The organism is Streptomyces sp. NPDC051133, assembly GCF_040682635.1.
Lineage (GTDB): Bacteria > Actinomycetota > Actinomycetes > Streptomycetales > Streptomycetaceae > Streptomyces.
In genome coordinates, this window is the sequence record NZ_JBFBBK010000053.1 from 14,867 (window position 1) to 40,969 (window position 26,103).

The 26,103-nt window shown below is 65.3% G+C and carries 22 protein-coding genes and 1 tRNA gene; 16 read left to right on the forward strand and 7 right to left on the reverse strand.

Annotated elements, in window-relative coordinates; translation table 11 throughout:
- Positions 1 to 57: 57 nt before the first annotated feature.
- Entirely contained in the window at positions 58 to 1,827 is a 1,770-nt protein-coding gene (locus AB0N17_RS36635) for a hypothetical protein (RefSeq protein WP_366015960.1), read from the forward strand.
- On the opposite strand, the gene AB0N17_RS36640 is transcribed toward AB0N17_RS36635, so the two are convergent.
- Positions 1,817 to 2,356 (reverse strand): hypothetical protein, encoded by a 540-nt coding sequence (locus tag AB0N17_RS36640; RefSeq protein ID WP_366015962.1) that lies wholly within the window; start codon positions 2,354 to 2,356, stop codon positions 1,817 to 1,819. The genes AB0N17_RS36635 and AB0N17_RS36640 overlap by 11 nt on opposite strands.
- 206 nt (positions 2,357 to 2,562) lie before the next feature.
- On the opposite strand from AB0N17_RS36640, the gene AB0N17_RS36645 reads away from it, so the two are divergent.
- From AB0N17_RS36645 to AB0N17_RS36690, 10 genes are all read left to right on the forward strand, one after another.
- Positions 2,563 to 5,772 carry a helicase-related protein gene (locus tag AB0N17_RS36645; RefSeq protein ID WP_366015998.1) on the forward strand — a complete coding sequence of 1,070 codons (3,210 nt, stop codon included), beginning with the start codon at positions 2,563 to 2,565 and terminating at the stop codon, positions 5,770 to 5,772.
- Entirely contained in the window at positions 5,769 to 8,501 is a 2,733-nt protein-coding gene (locus AB0N17_RS36650) for a DUF1156 domain-containing protein (protein WP_366015963.1), read from the forward strand. The genes AB0N17_RS36645 and AB0N17_RS36650 overlap by 4 nt, the downstream gene beginning before the upstream one ends.
- 54 nt (positions 8,502 to 8,555) lie before the next feature.
- Positions 8,556 to 11,507: a DUF499 domain-containing protein gene (locus tag AB0N17_RS36655; RefSeq protein WP_366015964.1), complete on the forward strand. Its 2,952-nt coding sequence runs from the start codon at positions 8,556 to 8,558 to the stop codon at positions 11,505 to 11,507.
- A 163-nt stretch (positions 11,508 to 11,670) separates the two neighbouring features.
- Positions 11,671 to 12,333, forward strand: coding sequence for a hypothetical protein (locus AB0N17_RS36660; protein ID WP_366015965.1), 663 nt, complete (start codon positions 11,671 to 11,673; stop codon positions 12,331 to 12,333).
- A 137-nt stretch (positions 12,334 to 12,470) separates the two neighbouring features.
- Positions 12,471 to 12,875: a head decoration protein gene (locus AB0N17_RS36665; RefSeq protein ID WP_366015966.1), complete on the forward strand. Its 405-nt coding sequence runs from the start codon at positions 12,471 to 12,473 to the stop codon at positions 12,873 to 12,875.
- Positions 12,872 to 13,921 (forward strand): major capsid protein, encoded by a 1,050-nt coding sequence (locus AB0N17_RS36670; protein WP_366015967.1) that lies wholly within the window; start codon positions 12,872 to 12,874, stop codon positions 13,919 to 13,921. The genes AB0N17_RS36665 and AB0N17_RS36670 overlap by 4 nt, the downstream gene beginning before the upstream one ends.
- On the forward strand, positions 13,918 to 14,127 hold the full coding sequence (locus AB0N17_RS36675; RefSeq protein WP_366015968.1) for a hypothetical protein: 210 nt from the start codon (positions 13,918 to 13,920) through the stop codon (positions 14,125 to 14,127). Before AB0N17_RS36670 ends, AB0N17_RS36675 begins: the two co-directional genes overlap by 4 nt.
- Before the next feature lie 68 nt (positions 14,128 to 14,195).
- On the forward strand, positions 14,196 to 14,516 hold the full coding sequence (locus tag AB0N17_RS36680; RefSeq protein WP_366015969.1) for a hypothetical protein: 321 nt from the start codon (positions 14,196 to 14,198) through the stop codon (positions 14,514 to 14,516).
- Positions 14,517 to 14,638: 122 nt separating this feature from the next.
- Positions 14,639 to 15,499 (forward strand): methyltransferase domain-containing protein, encoded by an 861-nt coding sequence (locus AB0N17_RS36685; RefSeq protein WP_366015999.1) that lies wholly within the window; start codon positions 14,639 to 14,641, stop codon positions 15,497 to 15,499.
- 233 nt (positions 15,500 to 15,732) lie between these two features.
- Positions 15,733 to 16,437 (forward strand): nucleotidyltransferase domain-containing protein, encoded by a 705-nt coding sequence (locus AB0N17_RS36690; RefSeq protein ID WP_366015970.1) that lies wholly within the window; start codon positions 15,733 to 15,735, stop codon positions 16,435 to 16,437.
- 10 nt (positions 16,438 to 16,447) lie between these two features.
- Here AB0N17_RS36690 and AB0N17_RS36695 read toward each other — a convergent pair whose 3' ends face one another.
- From AB0N17_RS36695 to AB0N17_RS36705, 3 genes are all read right to left on the reverse strand, one after another.
- Positions 16,448 to 16,897 carry a helix-turn-helix transcriptional regulator gene (locus AB0N17_RS36695; RefSeq protein WP_366015971.1) on the reverse strand — a complete coding sequence of 150 codons (450 nt, stop codon included), beginning with the start codon at positions 16,895 to 16,897 and terminating at the stop codon, positions 16,448 to 16,450.
- A 273-nt stretch (positions 16,898 to 17,170) separates the two neighbouring features.
- On the reverse strand, positions 17,171 to 17,725 hold the full coding sequence (locus AB0N17_RS36700) for a flavoprotein (protein ID WP_366015972.1): 555 nt from the start codon (positions 17,723 to 17,725) through the stop codon (positions 17,171 to 17,173).
- A gap of 5 nt (positions 17,726 to 17,730) precedes the next feature.
- A complete protein-coding gene (locus tag AB0N17_RS36705) occupies positions 17,731 to 18,936 on the reverse strand; it encodes a helix-turn-helix domain-containing protein (RefSeq protein WP_366015973.1) in 1,206 nt (401 codons plus the stop codon).
- A gap of 492 nt (positions 18,937 to 19,428) precedes the next feature.
- On the opposite strand from AB0N17_RS36705, the gene AB0N17_RS36710 reads away from it, so the two are divergent.
- On the forward strand, positions 19,429 to 20,496 hold the full coding sequence (locus tag AB0N17_RS36710) for a MerR family transcriptional regulator (RefSeq protein WP_366015974.1): 1,068 nt from the start codon (positions 19,429 to 19,431) through the stop codon (positions 20,494 to 20,496).
- A 59-nt stretch (positions 20,497 to 20,555) separates the two neighbouring features.
- Here AB0N17_RS36710 and AB0N17_RS36715 read toward each other — a convergent pair whose 3' ends face one another.
- Complete coding sequence (locus AB0N17_RS36715; protein WP_366015975.1) at positions 20,556 to 20,741, reverse strand: transcriptional regulator; 186 nt, start codon at positions 20,739 to 20,741, stop codon at positions 20,556 to 20,558.
- Between the two features lie 456 nt (positions 20,742 to 21,197).
- On the opposite strand from AB0N17_RS36715, the gene AB0N17_RS36720 reads away from it, so the two are divergent.
- Positions 21,198 to 22,241 carry an AAA family ATPase gene (locus AB0N17_RS36720; protein WP_366015976.1) on the forward strand — a complete coding sequence of 348 codons (1,044 nt, stop codon included), beginning with the start codon at positions 21,198 to 21,200 and terminating at the stop codon, positions 22,239 to 22,241.
- The gene (locus AB0N17_RS36725) at positions 22,238 to 22,789 is read left to right on the forward strand and encodes a guanylate kinase (protein ID WP_366015977.1); all 552 of its coding nucleotides are present in this window, start codon (positions 22,238 to 22,240) and stop codon (positions 22,787 to 22,789) included. Before AB0N17_RS36720 ends, AB0N17_RS36725 begins: the two co-directional genes overlap by 4 nt.
- Before the next feature lie 19 nt (positions 22,790 to 22,808).
- On the opposite strand, the gene AB0N17_RS36730 is transcribed toward AB0N17_RS36725, so the two are convergent.
- Positions 22,809 to 23,681 (reverse strand): DUF1932 domain-containing protein, encoded by an 873-nt coding sequence (locus AB0N17_RS36730; RefSeq protein WP_366015978.1) that lies wholly within the window; start codon positions 23,679 to 23,681, stop codon positions 22,809 to 22,811.
- A 9-nt stretch (positions 23,682 to 23,690) separates the two neighbouring features.
- Entirely contained in the window at positions 23,691 to 24,341 is a 651-nt protein-coding gene (locus tag AB0N17_RS36735; RefSeq protein WP_366015979.1) for an HAD family hydrolase, read from the reverse strand.
- Between the two features lie 191 nt (positions 24,342 to 24,532).
- On the opposite strand from AB0N17_RS36735, the gene AB0N17_RS36740 reads away from it, so the two are divergent.
- A complete protein-coding gene (locus AB0N17_RS36740; protein ID WP_366015980.1) occupies positions 24,533 to 25,705 on the forward strand; it encodes an ATP-grasp domain-containing protein in 1,173 nt (390 codons plus the stop codon).
- A gap of 234 nt (positions 25,706 to 25,939) precedes the next feature.
- Positions 25,940 to 26,013: transfer RNA gene (locus tag AB0N17_RS36745), tRNA-Lys, on the forward strand.
- The last annotated feature ends 90 nt before the right edge of the window (positions 26,014 to 26,103 follow it).

The following is a 26,103-nucleotide window of genomic DNA, read 5'->3' on the forward strand; positions in this document are numbered from 1 at the left end:
GATCACCTAGGGTGAAGAAGGCGCGGGGCCGACGTTACGGACCTCAACCTCGTGGGCTTGCGCACCTTCCTGACCGACGCCTGGTCGTGGCTCAACTACAAGCCGATCATGTCCGCCACGCACGACGGACGGCCGCACCGATCTCTGGCTCCCGAGCTTCACGCAACGTGGCTGCCCGATGAAGCAGTTCGTCGTCTCGCCGCGTACAAACTCATGGCGGCCTACGACAACAACCAGGCCGGCGAACTCGCCGCTCTCACAGGCAATGAAGCAGCCTCCGAACGCCGGGAGTTCGGCGACGCATCGACGTTCGTCGACACCGCACTCGCCCACTTGCTGGGCAAGTCGCAGCAGATCATCGTGCCCGGCGCCGAGCACGCCACCGATGACACCCCGGCGCCCGAAGCTGTAGCGGCCGCGGAGGTCCAGCAGCGTCTGCGAGCGTGGGCGGAGACCGAGCTGCTGCCTCTGCGTATGCAGGCCGCCGAGCGCAAGGCCGTGCTCCTCGGGGACGGCCTGTACCTGTTGGCCTGGGATCCGGACAAGCAGCGAGTACGCCTCAAGACATACGACCCTGGCTTCTACTTTCCCGTGATCGAGGACGATGCCGACCCGGGCGACTACCCGCAGCGCGTGCACCTGGCTTGGGAGCTCCCTGAAGACCCCAAGAGGGGAATGAAGGCGCGGCTTCGGCGGATCACGTACGAGCTCGGCCCCATCACGCCATCCACGCGCAGTCATGAAGGACCGGACGGGCAGGGCATGCGGCAGTCGGTCGGCGATGGGGCGGGAAGGCTCGCCGTGGAGCGCGGCGATCGCTACAACCCTGACTCCGGCAAGATCGAGCGGACCTACCCCTGGGCATCTGGGCGGACCTCGGCCATCACGTGCTATCTGACCGACGCTGAATGGTCCTTGGACGATCTTCGGCACGGCCAGTCTCTGGACGAGCTACCGCTCGACAAGGCCCGCTTCCGTACCCGTGGGGACGGGGAGGTTCTACACCAGTTGGATCTGCGGCTGGACTTCATCCCGATCGTCCACATCAGCAACACGGTGTCGGACGGTGAGCTTTTCGGGCAGCCGACGCTCGCGAAGGTCATGCAGGCCCTCGACGAACTGGCGGAATCAGACACCGACTCCGCGCGCGCCTCCGCCACCACGGGCGCACCCATCATCGGTCTGGCCGGAGCCCGCCCCGAGGTCGACCGTGTAACCGGCAGGCCCAAGCCGCTCGCGGTCGAGCCTGGAACGATCTTCGCGCTAGCCGACGGCGGCCGCATGGACGTCCTCGACACCTCACACCAACTCGCCGAACTTCGTGCCCGTGTTGAGGAAGTACGCGACAGGGCCGCCGTCAACGCCCGGCTCCCGGCCGTCAGCTTGGGCACCGTCGATCCTTCCGACGTGCCCAGCGGATACGCCCTCCAACTGTCCCTCGGCCCTCTCGACTCTCTGGTCGACTCCATGCGGCTTGCGCGGGCCCACAAGTACGCGCTGCTACTGAAGATGGTGCAGCGGATTCACCAGGCCGGCCGCGCCGAGGGCTGGGTTGCCGGGGCCCCGCTGTCTGCTCAGATCGTGTTCGGCCCGCACACCCCCACCGACCGGACAGCCATCTTGGAGGAGGTGGTGCGCGGCGTCACCGCAGGCGTGCTCTCACTTGAGACGGGCATCCGCATGCTGCAAGACGCCGGGTATCCCATCGAGGACGCCCGTCAGGAAGCCGAGCGGATCAGAGCGGGGCGACGGTCCGAGGCGAGTGCTGAACAGAAGCGCATCGCCTCGGCTGCAGCCGAGGCGGAGGCGGATGATGTCAGCGAGTAGATCCGGATTCCGTGTAGTGCTTCTCTGACTTCACTTCTCGTATCTCCAGAGTGAAGTCCTTGCCCGTCGGGCTGTCGACGTAAATCTCCTGCTCCGACGCCCCAGGCTTCCCGCTGCGTTCCCTCTGGGTGATTTCGTATTGGCCGCGGCTCCTACTGTCAGGCCATACGCCAGACAGGGCTATGGCATTACTGCTGGTGCGCACAGGGGCACCCGCCCGCGACACATCGAATCTGACCGTGTACGTCTTTGCCTCGGTGGAATCGTTGTATGCCGTCACCGATACGTGCGGCGTGTAAGTCCGGTCACCGTAATTGGGGATGTTCGATGACGCCTTGTCCACCGACTCGTAGGCGATCTCGATTCGGCCGCCGTCAACAGGTACCACCGTCCGCTCTGAGTAGGTGAGCGTGTGATCCCAGCCATCTCCGCCCTCCTTCGCGGCGACGAGGAAGACCGTGGCGGCGGTCACCGCACACCCTCCGGCGAGGATGGTGATCAGCCTCGTGCGGCGCGGATACTTGCGCATGTTCCCCCCATTGCTCCTGAAGATCAGGATACGGGGGCGAAGTGGACTGTTGATCTTGCGTAGCGGGTCGCTCGGCCCGAGGTGGCCGCGCCTCGCCTCGTTCGGCCCTGTTGTGCGACCTCCCCGGTAGGGTGGGGGCGCCGCCAGGCGTGGCAGTCGATACCGGTTGGATACGGCGCGGAGCAGAGAGTAGCGAGTTCGGGGTGATGGTGTTCGAGCAGGGGCAGCGCGTGAGCCTGCCGAAGACTGTCCGGGGCTGGGTGACCATCGACGGCGCCCAGGAGACTGCCGGCGGCGGATGGCGTCTGTACGTAGAGACCGACGATCAAGAACTCCACCGTGTCGACCTCACCGCGGACGAAGTCTCTAAGGTCCAGCTCCTGACACAGGACGGCAGCGCCCCTTCCTCTCGGATCCTGGCAGGTATGTGGACTCAGTGGATGTCCGCAGCCGCGACCAATGCGAAGAGCACGCTCCTCGCATCGTCACCACTGAATCCGTACGCACATCAGGCCAATGCGGTGTACGGAGCCATGCTCCCGCAGCCGTGGCTTCGGTTCATGCTCGCCGACGAGCCTGGAACCGGTAAGACAATCATGGCCGGACTCTATTTGCGCGAGATGCAGCGATACGGGTTGGTCCGAAAGGCACTGATCGTTGCGCCAGCCAACCTGGTCTCAAAGTGGCAGGCAGACTTCGACCGGTTTTTCGACGGCGGTCTGCGCCGGATCACTGCCGAGACGGTGCGAGAACACGCCCTCGACGTCACCCACGATATGTGGATCGTGTCCCTAGAGCTGGCAGCCGTCAACGGCGCCGTCCAGGAGGCAATCCGCCCCGACCGCGCTGGCTGGGACATCGTCGTCTTCGACGAGGCTCACCGCCTCACCCCCACGGCACAGACTTATCACCGAGTGGGGCGGCTCCTGTCCAGGGCGCCCCGCACCCTGCTCATGACGGCCACGCCCCACCGCGGGTCCGAGTGGCTGTTCCGGCACCTCCTGCACATCGTGGACCCCGACATCTACCCCGACCCGGGCTCCGACCAGTCGCAGGACTTGCCGAAGCTCACCCCTGGCCCGATCCACTTCCTTCGCCGGATGAAGGAAGACCTCGTCGACTACGACGGGCAAAGCCATCTGTTCAAGCGGCGCCGCGCCACGAACCACAGAGTTCCGCTGAGCCGGCAGGAGCACTCCATCTACAACCAGGCGCTGGATCTGGTTGATCGCTACATGCTCCAGAACGCCCAGCCCCTGGCCCGCATGGTCTACGGCAAGCGCACAGCCTCCTCTCTGTACGCGCTGCGCGAGACTCTGCGGCGGCGGCACGAGCACATGGGCCGCCTCGCCGCTGCTGAAGCCTCCGTGCAGGCAGACCCGTACGGGGAAGACGAAGCCGGACGGGAGGAAGCCCAGGTCGTCAACGCGGACTCCACCGCAGTCCGTGCTGAGCGCAAGGCGATCTCGGACCTCGTCCAACAGGTGGATCAGATCCTCCAGGACCGGATCGCCACCCCCTCAAAGTGGCGCATCCTCGTCGACGAATGCCTGGCACCCGAGGGCATCCGTCCGGGAAACGGCGAGCAGGCCGTGATCTTCACAGAGTTCGCCGACACCGCGGAATGGATCGCCGCACGACTTGCCGACGAGGGCTACAGCGCCCGCATGTACTCCGGGCGCCAGCCGAACTCTGAGCGCGACGCCGTACGGGCAGAGTTCATGCGCGGCGAGTTCCAGATCATCGTCTCCACCGACGCAGGCAACGAAGGCATCGACCTGCAGGTAGCGCACGTCCTGATCAACTACGACATTCCGTGGTCTCTCGTGCGGCTCGAACAGCGCATGGGCCGCATCCACAGAGTTGGTCAGACCCGGGACGTCGAGCTGTTCAATCTGATCGCTGTCGATACCCGGGAAGGCGCCACCCTCCACCGCCTCCTCGATCTGTTTGTGACCGCCGCCAACGAACTCGACGGCCAGATGTTCGACAGCCTCTCCCTCGTAGCCGAGCTGTCCGGCATCCGCTACGAGGAATGGCTCCAGGCCATGTACGGCGACGACGTGGAACGCCGCCACGCAGCAGAGGAGGCCGCTCGACGTATCAACATCGCGGACCTGCGGCGCCGCGCACGGCAAGCCCGAGCGCAGGAGGCCGAGCTCGCCAGCAAGGTCGAGGCCATGGCCGCACTGACCCTCCTGCAGAACGACCTCCTAGAGCGCATCAACCCGGCGATCGTCGAAGCCTTCCTCAAGCGACTCGGCGCGGCTGAGCTCCTCCGTGTCCAGAACACGGCTGCCGGCGACGGCATCCTCCTGATCTCGTCAGACGTTGCCCTGCCTGCCGGGCTCGGTGGGGAGAAGCGTGCTCTCGTCGCTACCAGTAGCCAAGCCCTCAAAGACAACACAGGGAACGCGGACACCTCCCGCGCTCTGGCGCTCGGCCCCGGCAGCATCGCCTTCGGTGACCTCATCGAACACGTCTCGGGCACCCTGGCCCCCGACCTCTACCGCGGAGGCGCTGCGGAAGACCCCACGAGCATCACCGGCTACGAGCTGTATGCCTACGAGGCCACTCTCACCGAAGTCGGAGGCCGCCGCCGTACAGCGTGGGCCGGGCTCATCCGAGTCGATGAAACAGGTGACGCCTACCCCGTCCGTTGGGAAACGCTCGCCAACCTGGTGCCTACACCGAAATCCGGCGGCGTTCCGCACCCTGCCCGCGAACAGCTCGCTGAGGAACGTGCCAACGAACTCGCCACCGGCACCCGCACGAGGTACCAAGACGTCCGCGACGAATGGTTCGCCTCCGCCCGCCGTGATCTTGAGAACCTTCCTGTCGACCTCACCCACCAGATCCCGAACCGCAACGAACGTCTGGCGCTGCGGAACCGCCTCCGCGCCCAGGCGCAAGGCCGGCTGACCGAGCTTGAGCGCCTGAGCAAGGTCGAGATCACCGAACCCACCTGCATGGCACGCATGCGTGTCTACGCCGGGGCAGTCGACAGTTCCCGCGAGGAGAAGGACTCCGAGCGCATCGCGATGCGCTACGTCCAGCGCCTGCTCCAGGAAGACGGCTGGGTAGTCTCGGACATCCATACGGAGAACCGGGGCTACGATCTCCAGGCAAGGAGGGGTCGGGAACAACGGCTCGTCGAGGTCAAGGGGGTCTGGGACTCTGCCGCGTCGCGGGGTATCCGGCTGACCGGAAACGAGGTACTCATGGCGATGCAGCACCGACGCGAGTTCTGGCTGTACGTAGTTGACCAGTGCAACGACGGCCGGGGAGCTCTGTTCGGCAGCTTCCGTGACCCCATCGACGTGTTCGCTGGCGATATCCGCGGAGACGCAGTCTTCCGTATCCCTGGCGCCTCCCTGCGAACCGCACGTGACCGCACTCAGGAGAGTCCCGCATGACACGCATGATCGAACGCTGGTTTCCCTGCGCAGAGGTCAGCGACGCATGCTCAGAGAGCTGGGGCAGCGGGAACACGGAGTCCAGCCTGTGGGTGTGGTTCGCGAAGCGACCAGTTGCTCAGTCAAAGGCTGCGGTATTGACGAGCCTGCTGCCGTGGCCGGATGACGAGTCTGAGCAGCAGAAGCTACGGGATCTCGTCCGCGAGGCCCTTCAGGGCCATACGGCGAAGGCCAAGGAGATCCAGGAAATCCTGGAGAAGGAATACGGAAAGGCTCCCCGAGTCCTGGACCCTTTCTCTGGCCGAGCCATGATCCCCCTGGAGGCTGGTCGCCTTCAGGCGGAAGCCTTCGGCATCGACTACTCGCCCTTCGCAGCCCTCGGCGGTTCCCTGCTCGCCGAAATGGCATTTCGCGACTGGAGCAAGGAACCCGATCTCCCCTTCGAGCGCAGAAGCGACACGAATCTCACCATCGGCGAAGAGGAAGACCGAATCGTCGCAGACGTGGAGAACTTCCTATTCGAAGTAGGGCGACGTTTCCGCGAATACATGGACGAGTTCTATCCCAAGGTGGGCGAAGCCTACCCGTGGGGATATTTTTGGGCCTCCTCGCTCCCTTGCCAGGAATGCGGACGCCGCTTTCCTCTGGTTGGTGAACTTGAGCTCAGGCGCCCCCGCCCCAAGAAGGGTGACGCAGGGCAGAGCTTCCGTATCCACGCGGACCCGAAGACGGGACTCTGTGAAGCCGTCGTCCACGATGGCCCACCGACCGGTGCCCCCACACGAGTCCAGGCTGGCAAGAGCAAGTACTCGGCGACAGGTCGCGTCGCTGTCTGCCCGTTCTGCGATCACGTCCACTCGAAGGCTGTACACACCAGGCTCAGCATGGAAGGCCTGCGGCAGGACGAGTTGCTCGTCACCGCCGACATCGACCCCGATGACGGCACCAAGGTCTTCCGTTCTCCGACCGCCGAGGAAGTAGCCGCCGCCAAGCAGGCCGCTGAAGCACTGAAGAACGAACCCCCGTTCGGCATGCTGTCCGCCCGCCCTGACGAGGTGATCCCGGACGGCAATACATGGACCATCCAGTCGGTGAACTACGGCGACCGTACGTATGGGGACCTCTGCGAACCACGGCAGACACTCGGGCTCGTGCGGCTGGCCCGCGCCATCAATGAGGTCACAGAGGAATGCCTGCGGGCTGGCGTCTCCTCCGAGTACGCACGGGCCCTGGCTGGCTACGCCACGGCCGCAATGATGCGCAAGATGCGACGCACCACGCGAGGTGCCCGACTGCAGATCACCGGCGGCACGCGTGTCGGCGACATCTTCGTCAACCAATCCGCTGTCTCGTTCTCGTACGACTGGTTCGAGAGCGGCCTCTCAAACGGCCCCGGTTCATGGGACTCACTATCTCGACAGACCGTGACCACTCTGCGCAACATCCGGCAGCGCGCCAAGGCTGTTCCCGCAACGATCCAGCGGGGTAGCGCAACGACGCTTCCGTTCAGGCCCGGGTCGATGGACGCCGTAGTGACCGATCCGCCGTATGACGACATGATCGACTACAGCGACTCCAGCGATCTGTTCTACGTGTGGGCAAAGCGGGCCATGTATACAGCAGACCCCATGCTGTCGATGACCATGCACCCCGGCGGCGTCCAGGAGAAGACAGACGACATCACGGTCAAGCGCGGTGGAAGCCAGGGCGACGATCACCGAACGCACCAGCACTACGACGAGAACATCGCACGCGCGTTCGCAGAGGCCCGCCGAGTCGTCACAGACGATGGTGTCGTCACCATCGTCTTTGGGCACGGCGATCTCGAAGTTTGGCGTCGGCTGCTGAACGCAATCTCCTCAGCTGGATTGGTACTCACGGGCTCATGGCCAGCGAAGACTGAGGCCGGTGGAGCCTCTGCTACAGCAGCCAACATCGTCACCACGCTCACGATGGCCTGCCGACCGGCTCCTCCGGACCGTAAGGAAGGACGCCTCGGTGCCGTGGAGAGCCAGGTCAGAGACGTGGTGAAGGAGCGCGTTGAGCTGTGGGACCGATCGGGTCTCGCTCACACCGACATGCTGATGGCTTCCGCGGGACCGGCGATGGAGGTCACGGGCCGCTACTCGAAGATCCTGGACGTCACGGGCAACGAGGTCGGTCTGGAACGGTTCCTGATCGTTGCCCGAAAGGCCGTGCAGGACGCTGCTGACATCAAGGTTGTCTCCCTGCCGCTGGACTCCTTCGATGCCCGTACCCGGTTCGCCCTGTGGTGGGTGCGCCTGTATGGGCGGCAGTTGGCTCCCAAGTCGGAACTCAGGTGGCAGGTCCTTGCCGGCGACCTGGACATGAACGACGTGAAGAACCTGCTCCATCAAGGAGACAAGGGCTGCCGGTTCCTGGCGGCCAAGGAGTTCAAGAGCAACATCACTTCAGACTCGTCCGTCATCGATGTGGCCCTGGCCATGGCAAAGGCTTGGCCGGACGGACTCGAAGCCGTCGCCGAGGTCCTCGTCGCCGCCGCACGAGACAACGACGATCAGTACCTGTGGTCCGCGATCTCCTATCTCGCGAACCGGCTGCCTGAGGGCGAGGCCGACGTCGCCGCCTGGAACGGTCTGCAGCGGGCCCGACGTGGCGTCGACGTGGCTGCACGAAACATCGCTACCGCGCAGTTCCGCACCACTCGCGAGAGCGCAGCCAAGGACCCCCAGGACACCTTGTTCTAAACACTGCGCGAAGCAGTAACCTCACCAAAGACGATCAGAATGCGAGGAGTTGGCGTGAGTAAGAGCGGTGTGACGCCGTGGTGGAAGGCACTTCGGATCCGCCCTGAGATCCTGAACGCCTCGGGGTCCATCGCCGACGTACAGATGTCCCTGTACCACGCGGTTTACGGGACCGGCGAGCAACGCCCGCAATACGCCGACGCCGCGTACTACGGCGAAATCACCCACCCCACGGGAACGTTGACGGACCTCCTGGCCCAAATCGCGATCCGGCTTGGCGGTGGAAGCGACTACACCAAGTCGCCCAACGCCCTGCTTCGACTCGACCAGGGCATGGGCGGCGGCAAGTCGCATGCATGCATTGGTGCCTACCACCTGGCCTCGGATCCTGTTCAGCTGGCCAAGACCGACATCGGCAAGTCCATCTTCCAGCAGGCCGAAAACATCCTCGGCCGTGCGCTGCCCAAGAACCTGAACAACCCGCACGTCGTCGTCTTGCCCTGCGACAACATGACGCCCGGTGTTACCACCGATGAGCATGACGGACCGGCGGCTAAGAACCTCTACGAGCGGTTTCTTTGGCGGCTCTTCCAGGGCGACTTTTCTCGTTACGACGCCTACCGCAAGCACTTCAGCAACCTGGCAAAGATCTCTGAAGCGATCACGTCGCTCGGTCGGCCAGTGCTGATCATTGTTGACGAGATCATGAACTACTTCGGCAACGGCCTCGATGGTGTCGCCGACGAGACGCTGAGCGCCCAGGACCAGGCGTTCATGCGTGCACTCCTGGACGCCGTCACAAAGACCCCGCACACCGCGATGCTGGCCGTGATGATCGCGTCCGACAAGGACTCGCTCTCGCTCGAACCCGCGGGTACGCGCCGCCGCGCCGACCTCGAACAGCTCCTGGACCGCAACGGGAAGCGTGTAGGCGTCCACGAGAACGAGGACTTCGCCGCCATCCTGCGCCGGCGTATTTTCACGAAGTCGCCGAAGCCGGAAGTTATGGACGCAACGGTCCGCGACTACAAGGAGGCCATGGAAAACGGTCAGTGGAAGACCAAGGTCTTCGACCAGCTCCATGCCCCCTGGACAGCAAACTTCGCTGACGAAGTGGCCCGCACGTACCCCTTCCACCCGCAGCTAATGCACATGGCGGAGCACGAGTGGGCCAACCGTGCCGGATTCCAGAAGGTCCGCTCAACCATCAGGGTCTTCGCTGCCACCGTGTACGCGCTTCAGCAGCGCGGCAAGGAGGGCAAGTGGGCTCCGCATCTGATCGGCCTAGGCGACCTTCCGTTGTCCAACACCCAGGTCCGCGAAGCCATTATCGGTTCTGGCCTCATCAGCGACACGAAGACCCAGAACAACTACCGGTCACTGGCACAGAACGACATCGTCGGCGTCAATGACACGAGCGGCACTGCCCGTCTCATGGACACAGCCCGTGCCACCGATAGCAAGGCGCTCTGGCATCACTCCAATCCGCGTGCCGCCGAACGCGCCGCCACAGCAGTGTTCTTGACCTCTATCGTGTCCGGACGCAGCCAGGGCCGCCGCGGTGCGACGGATGCCGAAGTCAAGGCAGCGACCGCAGTCGCTGACCCGGCGTACATGTACGCGGACGCTGACGCCGTCATCAGTGAACTGACCGACCCCGAGACGGGCTTGGTCAGCATCGAGGTGACCCCCGGGCAAAAGGGCCAGCCGATCCGCTACTTCTTGTCCACCGAGCAGACGCTGCTCATGTTGCAGCGTGCGATGCGGGACACCATCACGGATGCCGAGCGTGACGCGGCTATCGCTGATTTCGCTGAACGGCTCACCGACACCGGCCCGTTCGACCGCAAGCAGTTCGTGCGGGCTTCCAAGGACGGCCAGTCCGCTCGGGAGGTGTTGGCCGGCGCAGGAATCGACGATGCGCGGGTGTCACGCCTGGTAGTGCTCGATCCTGCCCAGTTCACGCTCCGCAACGGTGCGGATCGCGAAACGCGTGAGGCTATCAAATCGGCGGTGGGGCTCGGCGCCGACAGGCTCCCTACCCGCTGGGCATCCTCGGTCGTCTTCGTTGTGGCCAACACGCAGCAGCGGCATGCGGCCCGCCGGGTCGCGACGCACTATCTGGCGGCGGAGAGGGTGCTCGGCGTCCCGGAGACGCAGTACGACGCTGACATTAGGTCCAAGGCGACTGCCGAGCGGAACGATGCGAAGCGCAGCCTCGAAGATCACATCAAGCGGGCCTTCCAGCATGTCCTCTTCCTCGCGCAGCCGGACGATGACGCGCCTCGTGTTGTCGATGAGGTGACGTTCGGAGACAAGAACGAGACGGCCCTTTTCGGCACCACGGTGTGGAAGGCCCTCGTTGAGAAGGAAAGGGCATTCGACCAGGGCACGTTCACTGCGAAGACGCTGCTGCACAACCTGCGAGAGAGCGACTACGGGCGTCCGCTAGACGAGCTCCGGGATTCGTTCTGGAACACGCCAAGGCTTCCCCTCCTTCACGGCGGGCAGGACGATCTGCGGCAGGCGCTCTTCGACGCCGTGCGCCTGGGCCTGCTTCGGATCGTCAACAGCGAGGACGAAGAGGTCGCCGTCACTGGCGTTTCGGAGATCAATCTCTCCAGCCAGCGCCTCAGGCTCGGCAAGCCCTTGCCTGCGACCGACGAGGACGCCCCGTCCCACGAGGACAACACCTCGCCCGAGCCAGAGTCCTCTCCCGGCGGCGAGAGCACCACGGAGCAGGACCAGGAGGCTTCAGACACTGAGGAGCCAAATGCTCCGCAGGAGAAGCAGCTGGCGTTCTCAGTCATCCAGAGCATGCTGAACAACACCGGTAATGCTGATGCCCTCAGCCAGTTGTTCAGGGAGCTGTACCAGCTCGTCGACAACGACGACGTCTCCTTCCTGCAAGGCAACGTCCAGATAGTCGTCAAGGCTCATGCCGCTGAAGCTCTCGCGGAACGAGTTCGAGAACTGGGATCGTCCGTCCAAGTGCGGGATCTGTAGCGGCAAACTGCCCAATCCTCCGCCCGTTGCCCCTGCTCCGTCATAGGGCGACGGGCGGAGTTGCATGTACTGGCACGTCGTCCGTGAGACGTGATCAAGGGGTTGTTGTTCACGTCGGTAGACTCAGGTCCGGCGCGGGGCCGTCTGGGAGCAGCACTTCTTGATGACCCGCACCCTGCCTGACCCGAACATCGCGCTTGGCTTCCGCCGCGACGGCCGCCCGATCCTCCCCGTCCTGGGTGCGTCCTCCGAGGACCCCTCGAATGACGAGGCGCCCCTCAGCCTCAGTCAGAAGCACCTGAACACCCTGATGGCACGGGAGAAGGACCAGGGCGGCCGTGCCGCGATCCGTACTCTCGTCGACAAGCTCGGGTTTTCCAGTGCATCAGCACTCGAAGAGTTCATCACCCAGGCTCGGCACGTTGAGCAGGAGCAGCTGACCGAGGCACAGCGCCGTGAGCAGGCCCTCGCCGAACGCGAGCAGGCTGCCATCGCTCGCGAAACCGCGGCAGCTGCGAAGGAACGGGAAGCCTCCCGACGCTCCGTACTTGTGAGCGCGGGCGCGGCAGGCCGCGATCTCGACGATGCTGTGGCGCTCCTTGGCGTCACAGTCGATGCAGACGATTCTGCGCTCGAGGAAGCCGTCCAGGAGCTGAAGGAGCGCCGGCCCGAGCTGTTCTCCGTCTCCGCGAGTTCGGGCCCAGCCGCTCCCGGTGGTGCTCCGGCGTCCGTGCCGCCGCCCCGCCCCGGAGGCGTCGACCGTACCCCTGGTGCGGCAGGTCTGGAGATGGCCCGTCGCCGCGGTCTGATCTCCACCTCCGACTAACTCGCAGGGTCCGAACGACGTGCTCGGGGACCACGCCCCGCTTCCTCCTCGTGGACGGCTCCACCATCCGGTGAGTGCGCGACCGCACCGCATCACCAGGAGATAGCGGCTTGAGTATCCAGCCGTACACCACCTCCGTGACCGTCACCGCCAATCGGGACTGGCTCGCGTCCCGGCACGGCACCGACTCCACGGAAACCATCACCCTCGACCTGACGAAGCTCACCAAGAACACCCACTACGTCGAGCCGACCGCCACCCAGCCGCACGGCTACATCCGCTCAGGCGTCCCCGTCGGCCGCATCGCCGCTTCCGGGCTCTTCGGCGCATACGATCCCGCGGCAAAGGACGGCCGCGAGGTGCTCGCCGGCCTCGTATACGCCGAAGCGCCGTTCACTCCCGGCGTCACCAAGGTCCCGGCAGCCCTGTTCTGGCACGGCACCGTGAACACAGCGAAGATCCCGGGCGGCATTGACCCGGCCAAGATCGCTGCAAGCCCGGCCGGGGCGCAGATCCGCTTCCTCGGGGCGGTGAGCGCGTGAGTGTCGCCGACCTCCTGAAGAACGTCTCCGTCGCTGACCTCACGGTCTACGCACGCACCATCCCGAACCCGAGCGACTTCCTGCTCACCCAGACGGTGTTCGCCGAAGCCAAGGTGCAGGACGTGAAGTGGCGCATCCGGCAGAGCAAGCGCCGCGTGAACGCCGCCTCGTACCGGGCGTACGACACGAGCGTGCCGTTCGCGAAGCGGCAGGCCGAGTCCACGCAGACCGAAGGCACCCTGCCGGCGCTCGGCCAGAAGCTCCTCGTCGGCGAGATGGAACAGCTCCTCCTCGACGCTTCCCGCGGCGCGGACGAGGACCGGCTGGTGGAGCTGCTGTACGACGATGTGGAGCGACACGTCGAAGCAATCCGCTCCCGCCTCGAACTCGCCGCTGGTGACGTCCTATTGGACGGCAAGTTCACCCTCACCGGAGAGAACGGCCTCACGGTCGAGGCCGACTACGGCGTCCCGCAGGCCAACATGCCGACGGCACCGAAACCGTGGTCTGACCCTGCGGCAGACCCGATCGCGGACGAGCTGCGGTGGATCGACTATCTCGACTCCATCGGCGCACCGGCACCGGAGATGGTGCTCACGTCCCGCAAGGCGTGGTCGCATCTGGCGTCGAACGGCGCCTACAGGGCGGCCTACTACGGCACCCCGGCAGGCGGGCAGACCCCGACTGCGACGCTGAACCCGCAGCAGATCAACTCGGTGCGCGGCAACTACGGTCTGCCACCGGTCACGTTCTACAAGGCTCAGGTGTGGCAGGACGACGTATCCAAGCGGGTGCTGCCGGAGGACCGGTGGATCATGCTTCCGCCGGACCGCGCGAAGTGGGGCCAGACCCAGTACGGCACCACCACCGAGTCCCTGGCCCTGTCCCGCGGAATGAACCCGCAGATCGAGCGGGAGGACGCCCCGGGCATCGTCATCACCCGTGATGTCGAGGATGATCCGGTGCAGATTTGGACCAAGGGTGCCGCCGCGGCGATGCCTGTCCTGTACTCGCCGGACTGCCACATCACCGCCACCGTCCTGTGAGCGCCGCCGTGAAGTCGCTGGGCGTGCTCGCCGCGAGCGTCCATGTTCTCGACCCTGTCGAGCGCATCCCCGTGGTGCTGCTCGCCGGCGAGGGCGTGACGGACGCGGCCTTGGCCGACCAGATCACCAATCCGCGCTGCTGGGAGGGCGAGCAGCCGCCCGCTCCGACCAGCAAGCCATCCGCCCGGAGGGCGAATCCCGCCTAGGGCCGACCCTGCGCGGCGGGGAGGAGCAGACTCCTTGCCTCCTCCCCGCCGCCTCTTCGAGGAGATGCGTGAACATCGACGTACTGCGCTGGCTTCAAGCTCAGCTCGGCCCCAACACCGACGCCGACGAACTCACTGCCCGATACGAGCGGCTGAGCTCCGCCAAGGCTGTCGCCCTCGAAGTGCTCCACGAACGCATCGCCGTACTCGTCGCGGAGCCACTCAAGGTCACCGTCAACGGCGTTGCCACCATCGACAACTCCGCCAATGTCGCTGCTCTGGAGCGTCGCGCTGCGCAGGTGATCGACGAGGCAGCCCCTGATGAGCCGCCCACCGCACACCATGAGCTTCTGGCGACCGTACCGCTGAGTGCGCGGCCCAGACGTTGAAGGCTCACGAGCTACACGCCCCCCAGTACGGCCCCGCAGAGCGCAGTGATCGGCTAGCCACGCTCAAAGCGGTCCGATCGGGGAGAAAGCCTGTCCAAGGCAGTTAACTCCCCTAAGTCTGGCTGGCATCAGCTTCCAGCCTTCCGGAGTCCGCTCGTGGCGCCTGCGTCCTATGGTGTGTCCCTGATGAGGCGAGCACTGTGCGGTACGTCGGGGAGGCAGCCATGTCCGTGACGAACGAGGCCCTGCACGACCGGTTCCTCGATCTGGCGGACCTTCCTGTGGAGGGCTCCGTCGTCGACCTTGGCTGCGGCGCGGGTCCCGCTCTCGCTGCCTTCGCGCGGCGGCATCCCGAAGCGCAGCTCATCGGGTTCGACCGCGCAGTCGAGTCACTGGCAAAGGCTCGGGACCGGCTTCGGAAGCATGGCGGATGCGTCAAGCTGACGTCCGCTGACCTACGGGAGAAGCTGCCCCTCGAAGACGCCAGTGTGGACGCTGTTGTCTCCTCCAACCTCCTGGAGTGTCTGCCCGAACCGGCCTTGCTCCTCCGGGAGGTGCATCGAGTCCTACGGCCTGGTGGCCGGATGGTGCTCTCTCACTCTGACTTCGACTCGCTCGTGGTCTCCGGCGCTCCGGTCGAGTTGGACAGGAAGATTCTGCACGCCTTTGCTGACGACGCACCGCCCTGGATGGACAGTTCGGACGGGCGAATGGGCCGCAAGCTACCTGGTCTTGTAGACGCTTCGCCGCTCGCTCGGACGCATGTGGAAACGCTGGTGACTCATTCAACAGAGCTTGCAGGCCATGCGGCGCGCCGCATCGGTGACGTCCGGGGTGCACTGCGTTCGACCGCCCTCCGGGGTTCCGGACGGGTGGACACGGTTGAGGTCGAGGAGTGGTACGAGGCAGTGCAACAGGCGGCGGCCGACGGCCGCTTCTTCTTCGCTGAGACAGCCGTAGTCGTAGCTGCTCGTCGTCCCTGACGGGTGCCGAGGTCGCCCGCGTCGCTTCCTCCCCAGAGCGAGCACGTGGGGCTATCGCGGCGGGCAACGGTCACAGGAGATTACGGGCAGCTCTACTCCTGCCCCCTTATCCACAGGGTGTGGATATTCCCCTGCCTGCCAGACAGGGCGGCGGCCCCGGCAGACGCCGCCGGTGCCTGCGGCTTGAGGCAAACTCGGGTGCGCATGTGCAGCGTGGTTTGGATAGTTGTTGCATGAGCCCCCTTGCTGCTGCGCGCGCCGTTGTCGATGAGCAGTTTCCTACCGCCCGGGCCGCGTTCCTCGGAGGCAGCGCCGTCACGGAGCGGCGCACGCCTATGTCCGATCTGGATGTAGTCGTCCTGCTCCCTGGACCTCCGGCCCCGTACCGGGAGAGCCTGGTGCGCGGCCTGTGGCCTGTGGAGCTGTTCGTGCACACTGAGGAGTCCTGGCGGACCTTCGTCGAGCGAGAGATCGGCAAACGCCGTTCGCCGCTGCTATGGATGTGCGCGGAAGGCGTACTGCTCCTCGATCGCGACGGTGTCGGGGAGAAGATCGCCACCGAGGCCCGAAGGCTTGCGGCGGCAGGGGTGCCGAAGGTGCGGGTGGATGAGCTGGAGGACCGGCGATACGCCATCACGGATCTCTTGGATGACCTGGCCGGATGTGACGACGACGGGGAGCGGCTGTTCATCGTGACCGAGCTGGCTCGGCGCGCGGCAGAGCTGGTCCTGGCCGTCAATGGCGCGTGGCTCGGGGGTGGGAAGTGGCTGGCTCGACACGTTGAGGCCATCGAGCCCGGCTTCAGCGGGAAGCTGAGCAACGCTGTTCGCGATGCCCTGGCAGGTCGCGAGAGCGACCTGGTTGGAGTTGTTGACGGGGTGCTGGATCGGTGCGGCGGACGTTTGTGGGCCGGCTACCGTCGTGGCGGCGTCGCATAGCCTCTTGGGCTCAGGATCGCGAAAGGGACGTTGGAGTGGAGCCAGTGGGCGGATGGTGCAGGCTAGGCCGCAACATCGGTCCGGTGAGTTCTGGTGGAGCTTGTAGGCCATCCAGCAGCTGAACGATCTTGTCGATGTTGGTCAGCTTGCGGGCTCCGGACTCGAGCATCGACAGGAAGGGCTGGCTCAAGTCGGTGAGTGCGGCTATGTCGTCCTGCCGGACCCCACCGTGCTGTCTGATCAACTGGCACAGGCGCCCGAATTCGCGGTTGATGAGGGCCTGCCGGACATCAGGTAACTGCCAGATGTCTATGGGGATGCTGCGCGCGGTCGGCTGATTCTCGCGGGTACAACCGGAGCACACATCTTCCTTGTTGTACCGGCTCAGATGGCATTGGCAGAGCTTGCAGCGCCGGGTGCCGCTGGCTTGCTGCGTAGGGGTGCTTCTCGCGGCGCTCACAGCCTGCTCCGTGCTCGACGGCGCTAGGGCAGCATCTGGCGAGCGCCAAGACACGTGGCCGCTGCCACCTATCGCGTCCGTGCGCGCGTTCGGGCAGCTCCTGGATGTGCCACCCCTGGGCTTCAGGCCGGGGAGTGTTGCGCTCAACCTCTGATCGGGCATCCGTACCCTCCGTTAGGCGTCGATGCCTCAGAGTGGCGTCAGTTAAAGCGAAGGACCCGGACAGACTGTCCGGGTCCTATTCCTTGAGCTATAAGCATTATTGATGGGCAGTCAGGACATTGCCCTGCCTGCCTCATCGAGTACGGCTTCCCAGGGGTACTGGCGTCCCGGCATCCCAGCCCGCGGCTCGGCGAGTGGCCATACCTCGGTCCCATAGATCAAGCGCACCCCTGAATCATGAAGGGCTTTGATGTGTCGCTCCCAGGCGGGGTGTCTGGCGTGCGCGGCGTTCACCCGGGGCCAGACAACCACCGGGAGGTTCAGTGTCCCGATGGCTTCGTTGACCTGTGTCAACGCCTGGTTGTCGGAGATGCCCAGGGCGAGCTTGGCGACAGTGTTGGCGCTCGCCGGGGCGACGACGTAGCAGTCCACTGGCGGATGGGGCCGGGAGTCGTTCGGCAGGCGTGGTTCGGACCGTACGGGAAGGCCGGTCAGCCTTTCGAGCTGTGTGGTCTCCCCGCTCGTGCGGAGCCACTGCCCTGCGGTTGGCGTGAGCGTGACCGCGACGGTCCAGCCCCGTTCGAGCGCCGGGGCCACGAGCCCTGCACGCAGTTCCTCGATCCCGCCGGCGCTCGATCCGACGACGCCCAGCACCTTGCCCTGCATCGAACTCACCGCACCGCCCTGCATCGTTGGGCCATGGCCAGCAGCTCGGACGAGTGGCTGCCGCCCGTGACCGGGGACTGCTTCCTCAAGTCGCGAAGGGTCTCGCGTACGCGTGGATTGTTCCGCACGAGCTGTGGCGAGGTTCGTTCGGCCTCCCGCAGCTCGCCGAAGGACTCGTCTACGCGGCCCCTCAGGCAGAGGGCGCGGGCGTAGTCGATGCGATGGGAGACGGCACGCTCCGCCGGCATGTGGGAAACGTCGATGCCTCCATGCTCGACGACGTACGGGATGTTCTCCAGGTCAAGCTCGATCGACAGGCGGTGCAGCACGACGTTCGTCGGGCCGAAGCACGTCTGCCAGTGGTTCTCGTCGGACCCGAGCCGTTCGGCGAGCCGATCTGCTTTCTCCAGCAGGGAGTCGGCGGTGGTGCGATCCTGATGACGTGCGGCGGCCACAGCGGCTCGCAGATGAATCATGCCCAGCAGGCTCAAGGCAGCTGGATCGTCGTCGTGGACCTGACTGGCGAGCCAAGCCGCTGCGGCATCTCCGAGTTCGAGGGCGTCCGCGTAGCGTCCGTTGGCCAGCAGTGCGTGCGTACCGGAGCGGGCGGCGGAGACGAGCGACAGCGGGTCCTCGGATTCGTCGGCGGCGCGCATTGCGCGCTCTGCCGCAAGCCACGACAGGTCGGACTCGCCGACCTTGGCGAGGGTGGTTGCCGCCAGGTGATGCGTACGAGCCGAGACGACGAGGCCGCGTCTCCGCTGATCGCCAGGGGGAAGGTCTTCCAGCTCCTGGGCAGTTCTCAGCAGGCCGGGCAGGGCGGCGATGACGTTGCCAAGGACGCCAGCCTGATAGTCGCCCCAACTGCGCTCGACGAAGACCTGCGCCTGCTCTGGCCGCGGCAACTGCCGCTCCGCCGTGGGACCGAACAGCAGCTTGGAGAGCCGCCGAGGACTCATCAGCGCATCGCGGACGGCCGGCACGTCGTCCATGTGCCTCTCCTCGTCCTCCAGGAGGACGGGCTGTCCCATCAAGTCGCCGAGTGGGACCCGCAGCACATGAGCGAGCTCAGCGAGCTTGTCGATCCTGGGCGGCTTCCGTACGCCTCGCTCGATCTTCGACAGCCAGTCGGTGCTGCGCCCGACGAGGCCGGCGAGCACGGGCTGCGTATAGCCCCGGCGCTCGCGGTAAAACGCGATCCGCTCTCCCATGGTTAGGTGATCACCAAGACCACGCATGCGCGCTGCCTCCCCCACTTCGGGTCCGTCATTCACGGTAGCGGCTGAGCAAGCCTCGAGATCGGGAAGCGATTCGGGCTGCGGTGCCATGGTCAACATCCGCTCTCGGGCCTAGAACAGGCCGGACACTTTGTCCGGCTACATCCACGAGCGAGGCAGCACGTCGAGCTTGTCTCCGACCGGTACGTCGACATGCACGCCGGGGAGACCGAAACCTTCCTTCTCCGGCATACCGCCCCGGAACTGGTACGGCCCGGCTACGAAAGCATCGATCACAATGGCGGCCCTCGACGCTTCCCCCTATGCCACTGTGGGCAAGGGCAAGGCGATCTTGAGCGGCATCGAGGAAGGCTTCGCTGATCATCTAGAAACATTGGACGAGAACAGCTATCGCGAAACCCGCTCCGGAGTCGGGTTGACCCTCGACCTTGTGCAGGTCCCAGAGTCCTGGGTGTGGAGAACGACATGCGCAGCATTGGCGAGATGGCCCGCGACAGCGGCCTAGGCGTGAGCGCCCTGCGGTTCTACGACCGTGCAGGTGTGCTGGCCCCGGCCTGGGTGGATCCAGTGAGCGGATACCGCTGGTACGAACCCGAGCAGCTCGAAGAAGCCCGGCTGCTGGCCCACTTGCGCCGGGCCGGGATGCCATTGGCGGACATCCGGCTGGTGCTGGCCAGCTGGTCCGGCGCGGACACCGATCTGGTCCGGAAACTGCTCAAGGCGCACCTGCTCCGCCTCGAACAGGGACTGTCCGACGCCCGCAGTGAGTTCTCCGCGCTCCGAGTACTACTCGATCACAGGGAGAACGTCATGACTTCGCTCCGCATCGCCACCGTCCGGCTCTCCATCGACGCGCCCGAGCTGGCAGCCGCGCTGGAAACGGTCCGTTTCGCGACGAGCACCGACCCGGAACTGCCGATGCTCGGCGGAGTCCTGTTCGACATCGAGGGCGAAAACCTCCACGTCGTGGCCACCGACCGGTACCGAATGGCCGTCGCGCAGGCCGGTATCGCCGGGCACGACCGGAGCCGAGTGCAGGTCATCGTGCCCACCCCGCTCGTCGACGCGATGCGGGCGCTACTGGACAGCGAGGGACCCGTACGGCTCACTGTCGACGGTGACCGCGTGACACTGGAGGCCGGGGACAGGCAGGCAGCCGGTCAGTGCCTCGACCACGACTTCCCCGACTACCGTCGTCTCCTCCCTCAGGCCGCAGGGCGCCGCACCGTCGTCGAGGTGGCGGCCTTCCGGAAGGCCCTGGAGACCGGTCCTGTCCGCTCTGGAGAGGCCGGAGCGCACGACCTCAGCGTGCTCAGGGTGGAGGATGGCGGCACGGTAACCCTCTGCACTGACGGTGACGAAGACCCGAACCGCGTCGCAGTCAACCGTGAGTTCCTGCTGGACGCGCTGGCCGCCGGGGCCCGGGACCGACTGATGGTGGAGTTCGGCGCCCCCACAGCGCCGATCGCGATCCGCCGACTCGACGACGAGGGCACTTTCTCGATCCTGATGCCGGTCCGCCTGGAGGACTGACAGTCGTTCACCGTGATCCGGCCCGCACTCAGTCGGCCCCAGTGACATCCGATCCGAGGTCACGAAACCGCGAGGAGAGGTAGGTCAGAAGCGATCGGTGTAGGACGCAGCATGGGGCCGGTGACATCCATAGGGGCGTTCAATCCATTCAAGAGCACGATGATCCGGTCGATGTTGGTCAGGCGCCGCTGTCCAGACTCCAGCATCGACAGGAAGGGCTGACTCAGCTCCGTCAGGTGGGCCATGTCTTCCTGACGGAGACGGCCGTACTCTCGTACCAGTTGGCACAGCCTGCCGAAGTTCCTGTCGAACAGCGCGTCTCTTACGTCTTGGCGGGCCCAAACGTGGGAGGGGACTGCAGGGCCCACGGGTTGCTTCGAAGTCCCGGTGCGGGTGCAGCCGGAGCACACGTCGTCGCTGTTGTACCGACTCAAGCGGCATTGGCAGGTGATGCACCGCCGAGTGCCCATCGCAGTTGAAGCTCCCTCGGTGGTTCGCAGCCCCGACACCGTGATCGTCTCCTTCGCCAGATGGTCAGCCCGGTCCGGCAGGTGGCGCAGCCGGAGTGGGCTCCATCACACCGGTGTTCGGCAGTGCGGAGTATCACTGGTGCTTGGCGAAGTCGCTCAACATCGGACGACGTGACTTTTCAACATCCGCTTACACACGGGTTCGCGCGGGGCAGACTTAGGGTCCCGATCATGACGAGCAGTGGGCAGGCGGCAAGAGACGTGGGAAAGAGCCGCGCGGGGTGGCGTCCAGACCAGCTCCGTGCCATGCGCGAGGCACATGGGCTGACGCTTGAGGGTGCTGGTGAGCGACTACGCGAAGTGGCGCGCGCTGCCGGACTCACCGTGCCAGCGGCGAACTTCCAAACCCTCTGGCAGCACGAGCAGGGCGAGGTCTACCCCGGCCCTCACTACCGTAGGGCCTACTGCCTTCTCTACCGGGCGACCGAACCCGAGCTGGGGTTCCGGAAGGCGCTTCCGGGTGAGCAGACGAAGCTCAAGCTCACACCCGCCGAGGCGGAGCCGCTCGGCGACCACGTCCTGGCCGTCGAGCGCGCCGTACTCCAGATCGCTTCGGGCAACGATGCCGACAACAGTGGTCAGGAAATTCAGCAGCGAATCATTGATGCGTGGAAGCGTCGTCACACTGGCGGGGACCCGAATCGGCCCACGCTGTTGATGGTGGGTGGGTACGCCGGCAGTGGGAAGTCGGAGTTCTCACGGTTCGTTTCACGGCTGACCGGGTGGCCGGTCCTCGACAAGGACCCCATCACCCGGCCGCTTGTTGAGCGCCTGCTGGTCGAGATGGGAAGCGACCCAAATGACCGCCATTCCCCGGTGTATCGGGAGAAGGTGCGGCCCCTGGAGTACCAGTGCCTGCTGGAGACCGCCTACGCCAACGTGGACTGTTCGATCAGCACGGTACTCACCGCACCGTTCGTCGCAGAGGTGAGCGATGAGCGGTGGATGCGCCGGCTGATCAACCGATGTGAGGCGCGCGGCGTGACCGTGGCGGTCATCTGGATCCAATGCGACCTGGAAACCATGCACGAGTACATCAGCTTCCGTTCAGCAGCCCGCGATAGTTGGAAATTGCAGAACTGGGACGAGTACGCCGCGGCTCTTGATCCTGAACTGAAGCCAGCTGTGCCGCACCTGGTGGTCGACAACCGCCTCGGTGCGGCAATATCCCTCACTGATCAGGTTCGGCAGATCTTCGGAACGGTGTTCGTATGAACCGGGGCATCCTGCTGTACGGTCCGCCTGCATCCGGGAAGGACACCATCACAGCGGCGCTGTGCGAACTCAGGTGTCGCTATGGAACGTTCACCCGTCTGAAGATCGGCAGTGGCCGCACCCACGGCTACCGGATGGGTTCCGTCGATCAGCTCGCGGAACTTGAGGCCCGTGGGGATGTCATCTACCGCAATGACAGGTACGGCAACATCTACCTCGTAGATCGTCCGGGCCTTGTCGAGGCTATGCAGGGCGAGCGTGTCCCCGTCGTGCATCTGGGGCAGGTCGCGGGTCTTGAGGCGGTGATGAAGGGGTTCTCCGCCTCGTGGACCAGTGTGTTGCTGTGGTGCTCCCGGGAGAGCACCGCGATCCGCTCTGAGGGGCGTGGTGACAGCGATACAGCGGCCCGTCTGGCCGCCTGGGATGCTACAGCCAAGGACATCGAGGCTAGCTCGGAATTCTCGTGGGACCTGCGGCTCGATACCGACACCCTTTCCCCCACGGAGGCGGCGCAGGAGATTGATCTCCTGATTCGCCGCAGCGTCTGATCACAGAAGTGGCGGACGGCTACGGTTCGCCGTGCCTTTCGTGGTGGTGGTCAACGTGCAGGAGCGAGAGCGCCTCGGCGACGGTGAGTTTGTGGTCTCGGGCATCTGACCATCGTTGGAGAACTCGGCTTGCTGCTTCCATCAGGTCGTCTGGCAGCCCGACCTGCCGCAACAGGGCTGCTGCATCGTCAAGTTCGGGGCCCCAGCGCCATGCGCGGGAGGCCGTCTTGGGGATGTAGCTGGTCTCGGTGAGGTAGCTGCCGCCGCGTTTTCCCGCGATCTTGACCAACTCGTCGGCGACGCCGTTGGCATCCGCAAGGCCGTACGCGAGCGCCGCCAGGACGCGGGATGCTTTCTGATAGCTCGAGTACGACAGCTTCAGCGCGGAAGCCGTGCCCACCTTGTCGTCCAGGACATGGGTCTTCACATCGCTTCCAGCGAACAGAGCCGTGGCCTGAGAACAGCCCGCAGGGCTCCCAGACAAGTACAACGTGGGCTGCTTGTCGCCCGTCGGCGGGGAGCCGACCACCGCGCCGTCGATGACCACGGTTCCGGGGAGGTGTTCTGCGACTTCCTGGACACGGCGCGGAGTGATGGCGTTCGCCTCGATGTACAACCGGCCGTCGAACCCGCAGGCAGCCACCTGCTGCGCGACATCCACCGCGGCAGCAGGCGGACACAGAGACAGCAGCACATCAGCACTCGTCACCAGCCGCTCAAGGCTCTCGACGCCTTCAAGGCCGGCGTCCTCCGCCCGGGCGCGGGAGCGGCTGCTACGGCCGTCCGTACACCACAACACACGCGCGCTCTGCCCAAGTAGCTGGGCGCCGAAGGCGGCACCCATGCTGCCGGGGTGCAGCAGCCCAACCGTGATCGCTTCAGAACCCAACACGACGTCCCCTCAATACGCCTCTGTGAGCAGCAGATCGATCGCCTGCTGTACGTAGGTGGTGACGCGGTCTGGTGCTACGTCCCCACCGGGCCACGGCTTTCCTGCACTGATCCAGATAGTGCGCAGTCCGGCCGCGCTGCCGCCCCGCACGTCGGTTTCCACCCCGTCGCCTACCATCCAGCCGCCCTGGGCAAGATCGGTTCCGCAGGCAGCGGCGGCCTTCGCGAAGATCGCTGCTTCTGGCTTCCGCGCACCGGCAGCCTCGGACGTGCATACCGCATCAATGTGATCGGCAATGCCTGACCCTGTCACCTTCGCAGTCTGGATCTGGGTGTCACCGTTCGTAGCAATGGCGATCTTCCAGCCGGCGCGTCGGAGCTTGGACAGCCCTTCGAGCGCGGCTGGCGGGCAGGTGACCGGGCGGACCATGTAGGTCACGTAGTCACGCCACAGCGTCGTGCTCGAAGGTGCGAGACCGTACTGCTTGCGTATGGTCTCGAAGGTCGCAGGACAGGCGCGCTCTCGCACGAACTGGAGTAGATCCGGCCGGTCTTTTTCGTCCAGGGCATGATGCGTGGAGAAGGCCGAAACCCAGTCTGTCAAGGAGCCTTGGCGATCAACGAGTGTGTCGTCGAGGTCGAAGATCACCAGGCGCTGCATGAGGCAGACCCTACGGGACGAACCGTCCGTCGGGACAGGTGAGGATGCCTTGAGCCCTGCTCAGTCCTGCGACGAGCGCGACGAGCAAGGCGTTGAAATATCACCGCGGTGATGTGCTTGATTCGCCCCAGTCAGTCACGCTTGGCATCCGATCGGCGACACCTCCGCGGTGTTCCCTCGTCGTCACAAGGATGGGCTCATGCAGAAGGCAATCGGGGTGCCCCGGCGGCTTATCGCGAAATGGGACACGCCCCTCGGCGATCACCGCTGCAAGTCGGCCATTAGGAAGGTGCGGGACCGTGGCTAGCACTCCTGAGGCGGCGGGAACCTCCCAGCATTCGGCCACCGACCTCCCATTTGCATACCAGGTGATTGCCCGCGTAGCACCCAGGTTGGGCATTGCGCTGGAACTCGAGCCGTGGGGCCATGAAGCGGCCCGGCTTGAATTCCCTAATGGACGGATCGCCTACTTCCGTCACGGCAACCTTGACATCAATCGCTCTGGTAGCGCAGATCTTGCACGGGACAAGTACGCGTGCGCCCATTTCCTTGCGAGTGCCGGAATCCCGGTTCCTCCGAGCTTGCCGCTCCGTAGAAGTAGCGACGGCATGGATGCGCAGATCGGCGGCTTCGTTTCGCAGCACTCTTGGCCGCTTATCGTGAAGCCCAATAGCCGTTACGGCGGTCAGGGGGTCGAGAAGGTCGACAACATGGGTGGTTTGCGTTTCGCCGTAAAGGAGGCTTTGCGCATGGACAAGATCGCCCTGATCCAGCCCTTCGTCCGTGGCCAGGACGTCAGAGTCGTGGTGCTCGACGGTTCACCGATTGCGGCGTACAGCCGTACCCCGCCGGTACTCCTTGGTGACGGCAGGCGCTCAATCCAGCTGCTTCTCGAAGACTTGTATGCCACTGGTGGGTCTGCTGGGCCGGCGAGGCGGCTTCCGGAACACGGTGAAGCTGCAGCCCGACTGGCGAGACGAGAAGGCGGGCTGCGTCGCGTACCTCGCAGCGGCGAGCACGTTCCTCTGACAGATGCCGCCAATGTCGCGACCGGGGCAGACGTGGTCGACCTGTCCCAGGTGCTCCCGGCGGATGTTCTGGCCGTGGCAGTCGATGCGGCCCGCACCGCAGGGCTGCGCTTGGCCGGGGTAGATCTCCTGGTCGACCTCGGGTCGGATCATCCCCACTTCGTTCGCTCACAATCCCAGCGCGCCATGCCGCGCGAAGGCCGTAGCGATGGACGGTGCGTCGTCTTGGAGATCAACAGTGCCCCGGAGCTGGACGGCTTTGCCTCACTCGGGGCCGACCAGGCTGCCCTCGTTGAGGACCTGTACGAATCGGTCCTGCTGGAGATAGCGAGATAGCAGACTCGCAGTTCGAGATGGTTCAAAGCGCGGTGATGCGGGAGGTCTGCGTTTCGTGCGGTCATCGCGACAGCTAGGTGCTGTTGGCGCACTGGGCACGCAGGCTGGGGCACAACCCGCGGGCCTGTTGGTGAGCGGCATGGCGCCTCTCAAGCCCCTGGGCTGTGAGCTGCGGCTCGCGGGCGGCCTGGTCGGAGCGCGCTCGCGAGCTATGTACCATTAGCGCGTCAGCAGGCGCCGCTAGCTCAGTTGGTTAGAGCAGCTGACTCTTAATCAGCGGGTCCGGGGTTCGAGTCCCTGGCGGCGCACCTTCACCAGGTCTCCTGGTACGCAAGGCCGCTCGCTTCCATGAGGCGAGCGGCCTTCGGCTTTCCCCCGCGAAGGCAGCGGGCGGGGTC

Bases quoted from the DNA above. Each gene is read 5' to 3' on its own strand.
- AB0N17_RS36725 (WP_366015977.1), top strand. From the start codon at position 22,238: ATGAACCGGGGCATCCTGCTGTACGGTCCGCCTGCATCCGGGAAGGAC.
- AB0N17_RS36650 (WP_366015963.1), top strand. From the start codon at position 5,769: ATGACACGCATGATCGAACGCTGGTTTCCCTGCGCAGAGGTCAGCGAC.
- AB0N17_RS36700 (WP_366015972.1), bottom strand. From the start codon at position 17,725: ATGCAGGGCAAGGTGCTGGGCGTCGTCGGATCGAGCGCCGGCGGGATC.
- AB0N17_RS36740 (WP_366015980.1), top strand. From the start codon at position 24,533: ATGGGCTCATGCAGAAGGCAATCGGGGTGCCCCGGCGGCTTATCGCGA.
- AB0N17_RS36660 (WP_366015965.1), top strand. From the start codon at position 11,671: ATGACCCGCACCCTGCCTGACCCGAACATCGCGCTTGGCTTCCGCCGC.
- AB0N17_RS36705 (WP_366015973.1), bottom strand. From the start codon at position 18,936: ATGGGAGAGCGGATCGCGTTTTACCGCGAGCGCCGGGGCTATACGCAG.
- AB0N17_RS36715 (WP_366015975.1), bottom strand. From the start codon at position 20,741: ATGGCCCACCTGACGGAGCTGAGTCAGCCCTTCCTGTCGATGCTGGAG.
- AB0N17_RS36640 (WP_366015962.1), bottom strand. From the start codon at position 2,356: ATGCGCAAGTATCCGCGCCGCACGAGGCTGATCACCATCCTCGCCGGA.
- AB0N17_RS36645 (WP_366015998.1), top strand. From the start codon at position 2,563: ATGGTGTTCGAGCAGGGGCAGCGCGTGAGCCTGCCGAAGACTGTCCGG.
- AB0N17_RS36735 (WP_366015979.1), bottom strand. From the start codon at position 24,341: ATGCAGCGCCTGGTGATCTTCGACCTCGACGACACACTCGTTGATCGC.
- AB0N17_RS36690 (WP_366015970.1), top strand. From the start codon at position 15,733: ATGAGCCCCCTTGCTGCTGCGCGCGCCGTTGTCGATGAGCAGTTTCCT.
- AB0N17_RS36710 (WP_366015974.1), top strand. From the start codon at position 19,429: ATGCGCAGCATTGGCGAGATGGCCCGCGACAGCGGCCTAGGCGTGAGC.
- AB0N17_RS36720 (WP_366015976.1), top strand. From the start codon at position 21,198: ATGACGAGCAGTGGGCAGGCGGCAAGAGACGTGGGAAAGAGCCGCGCG.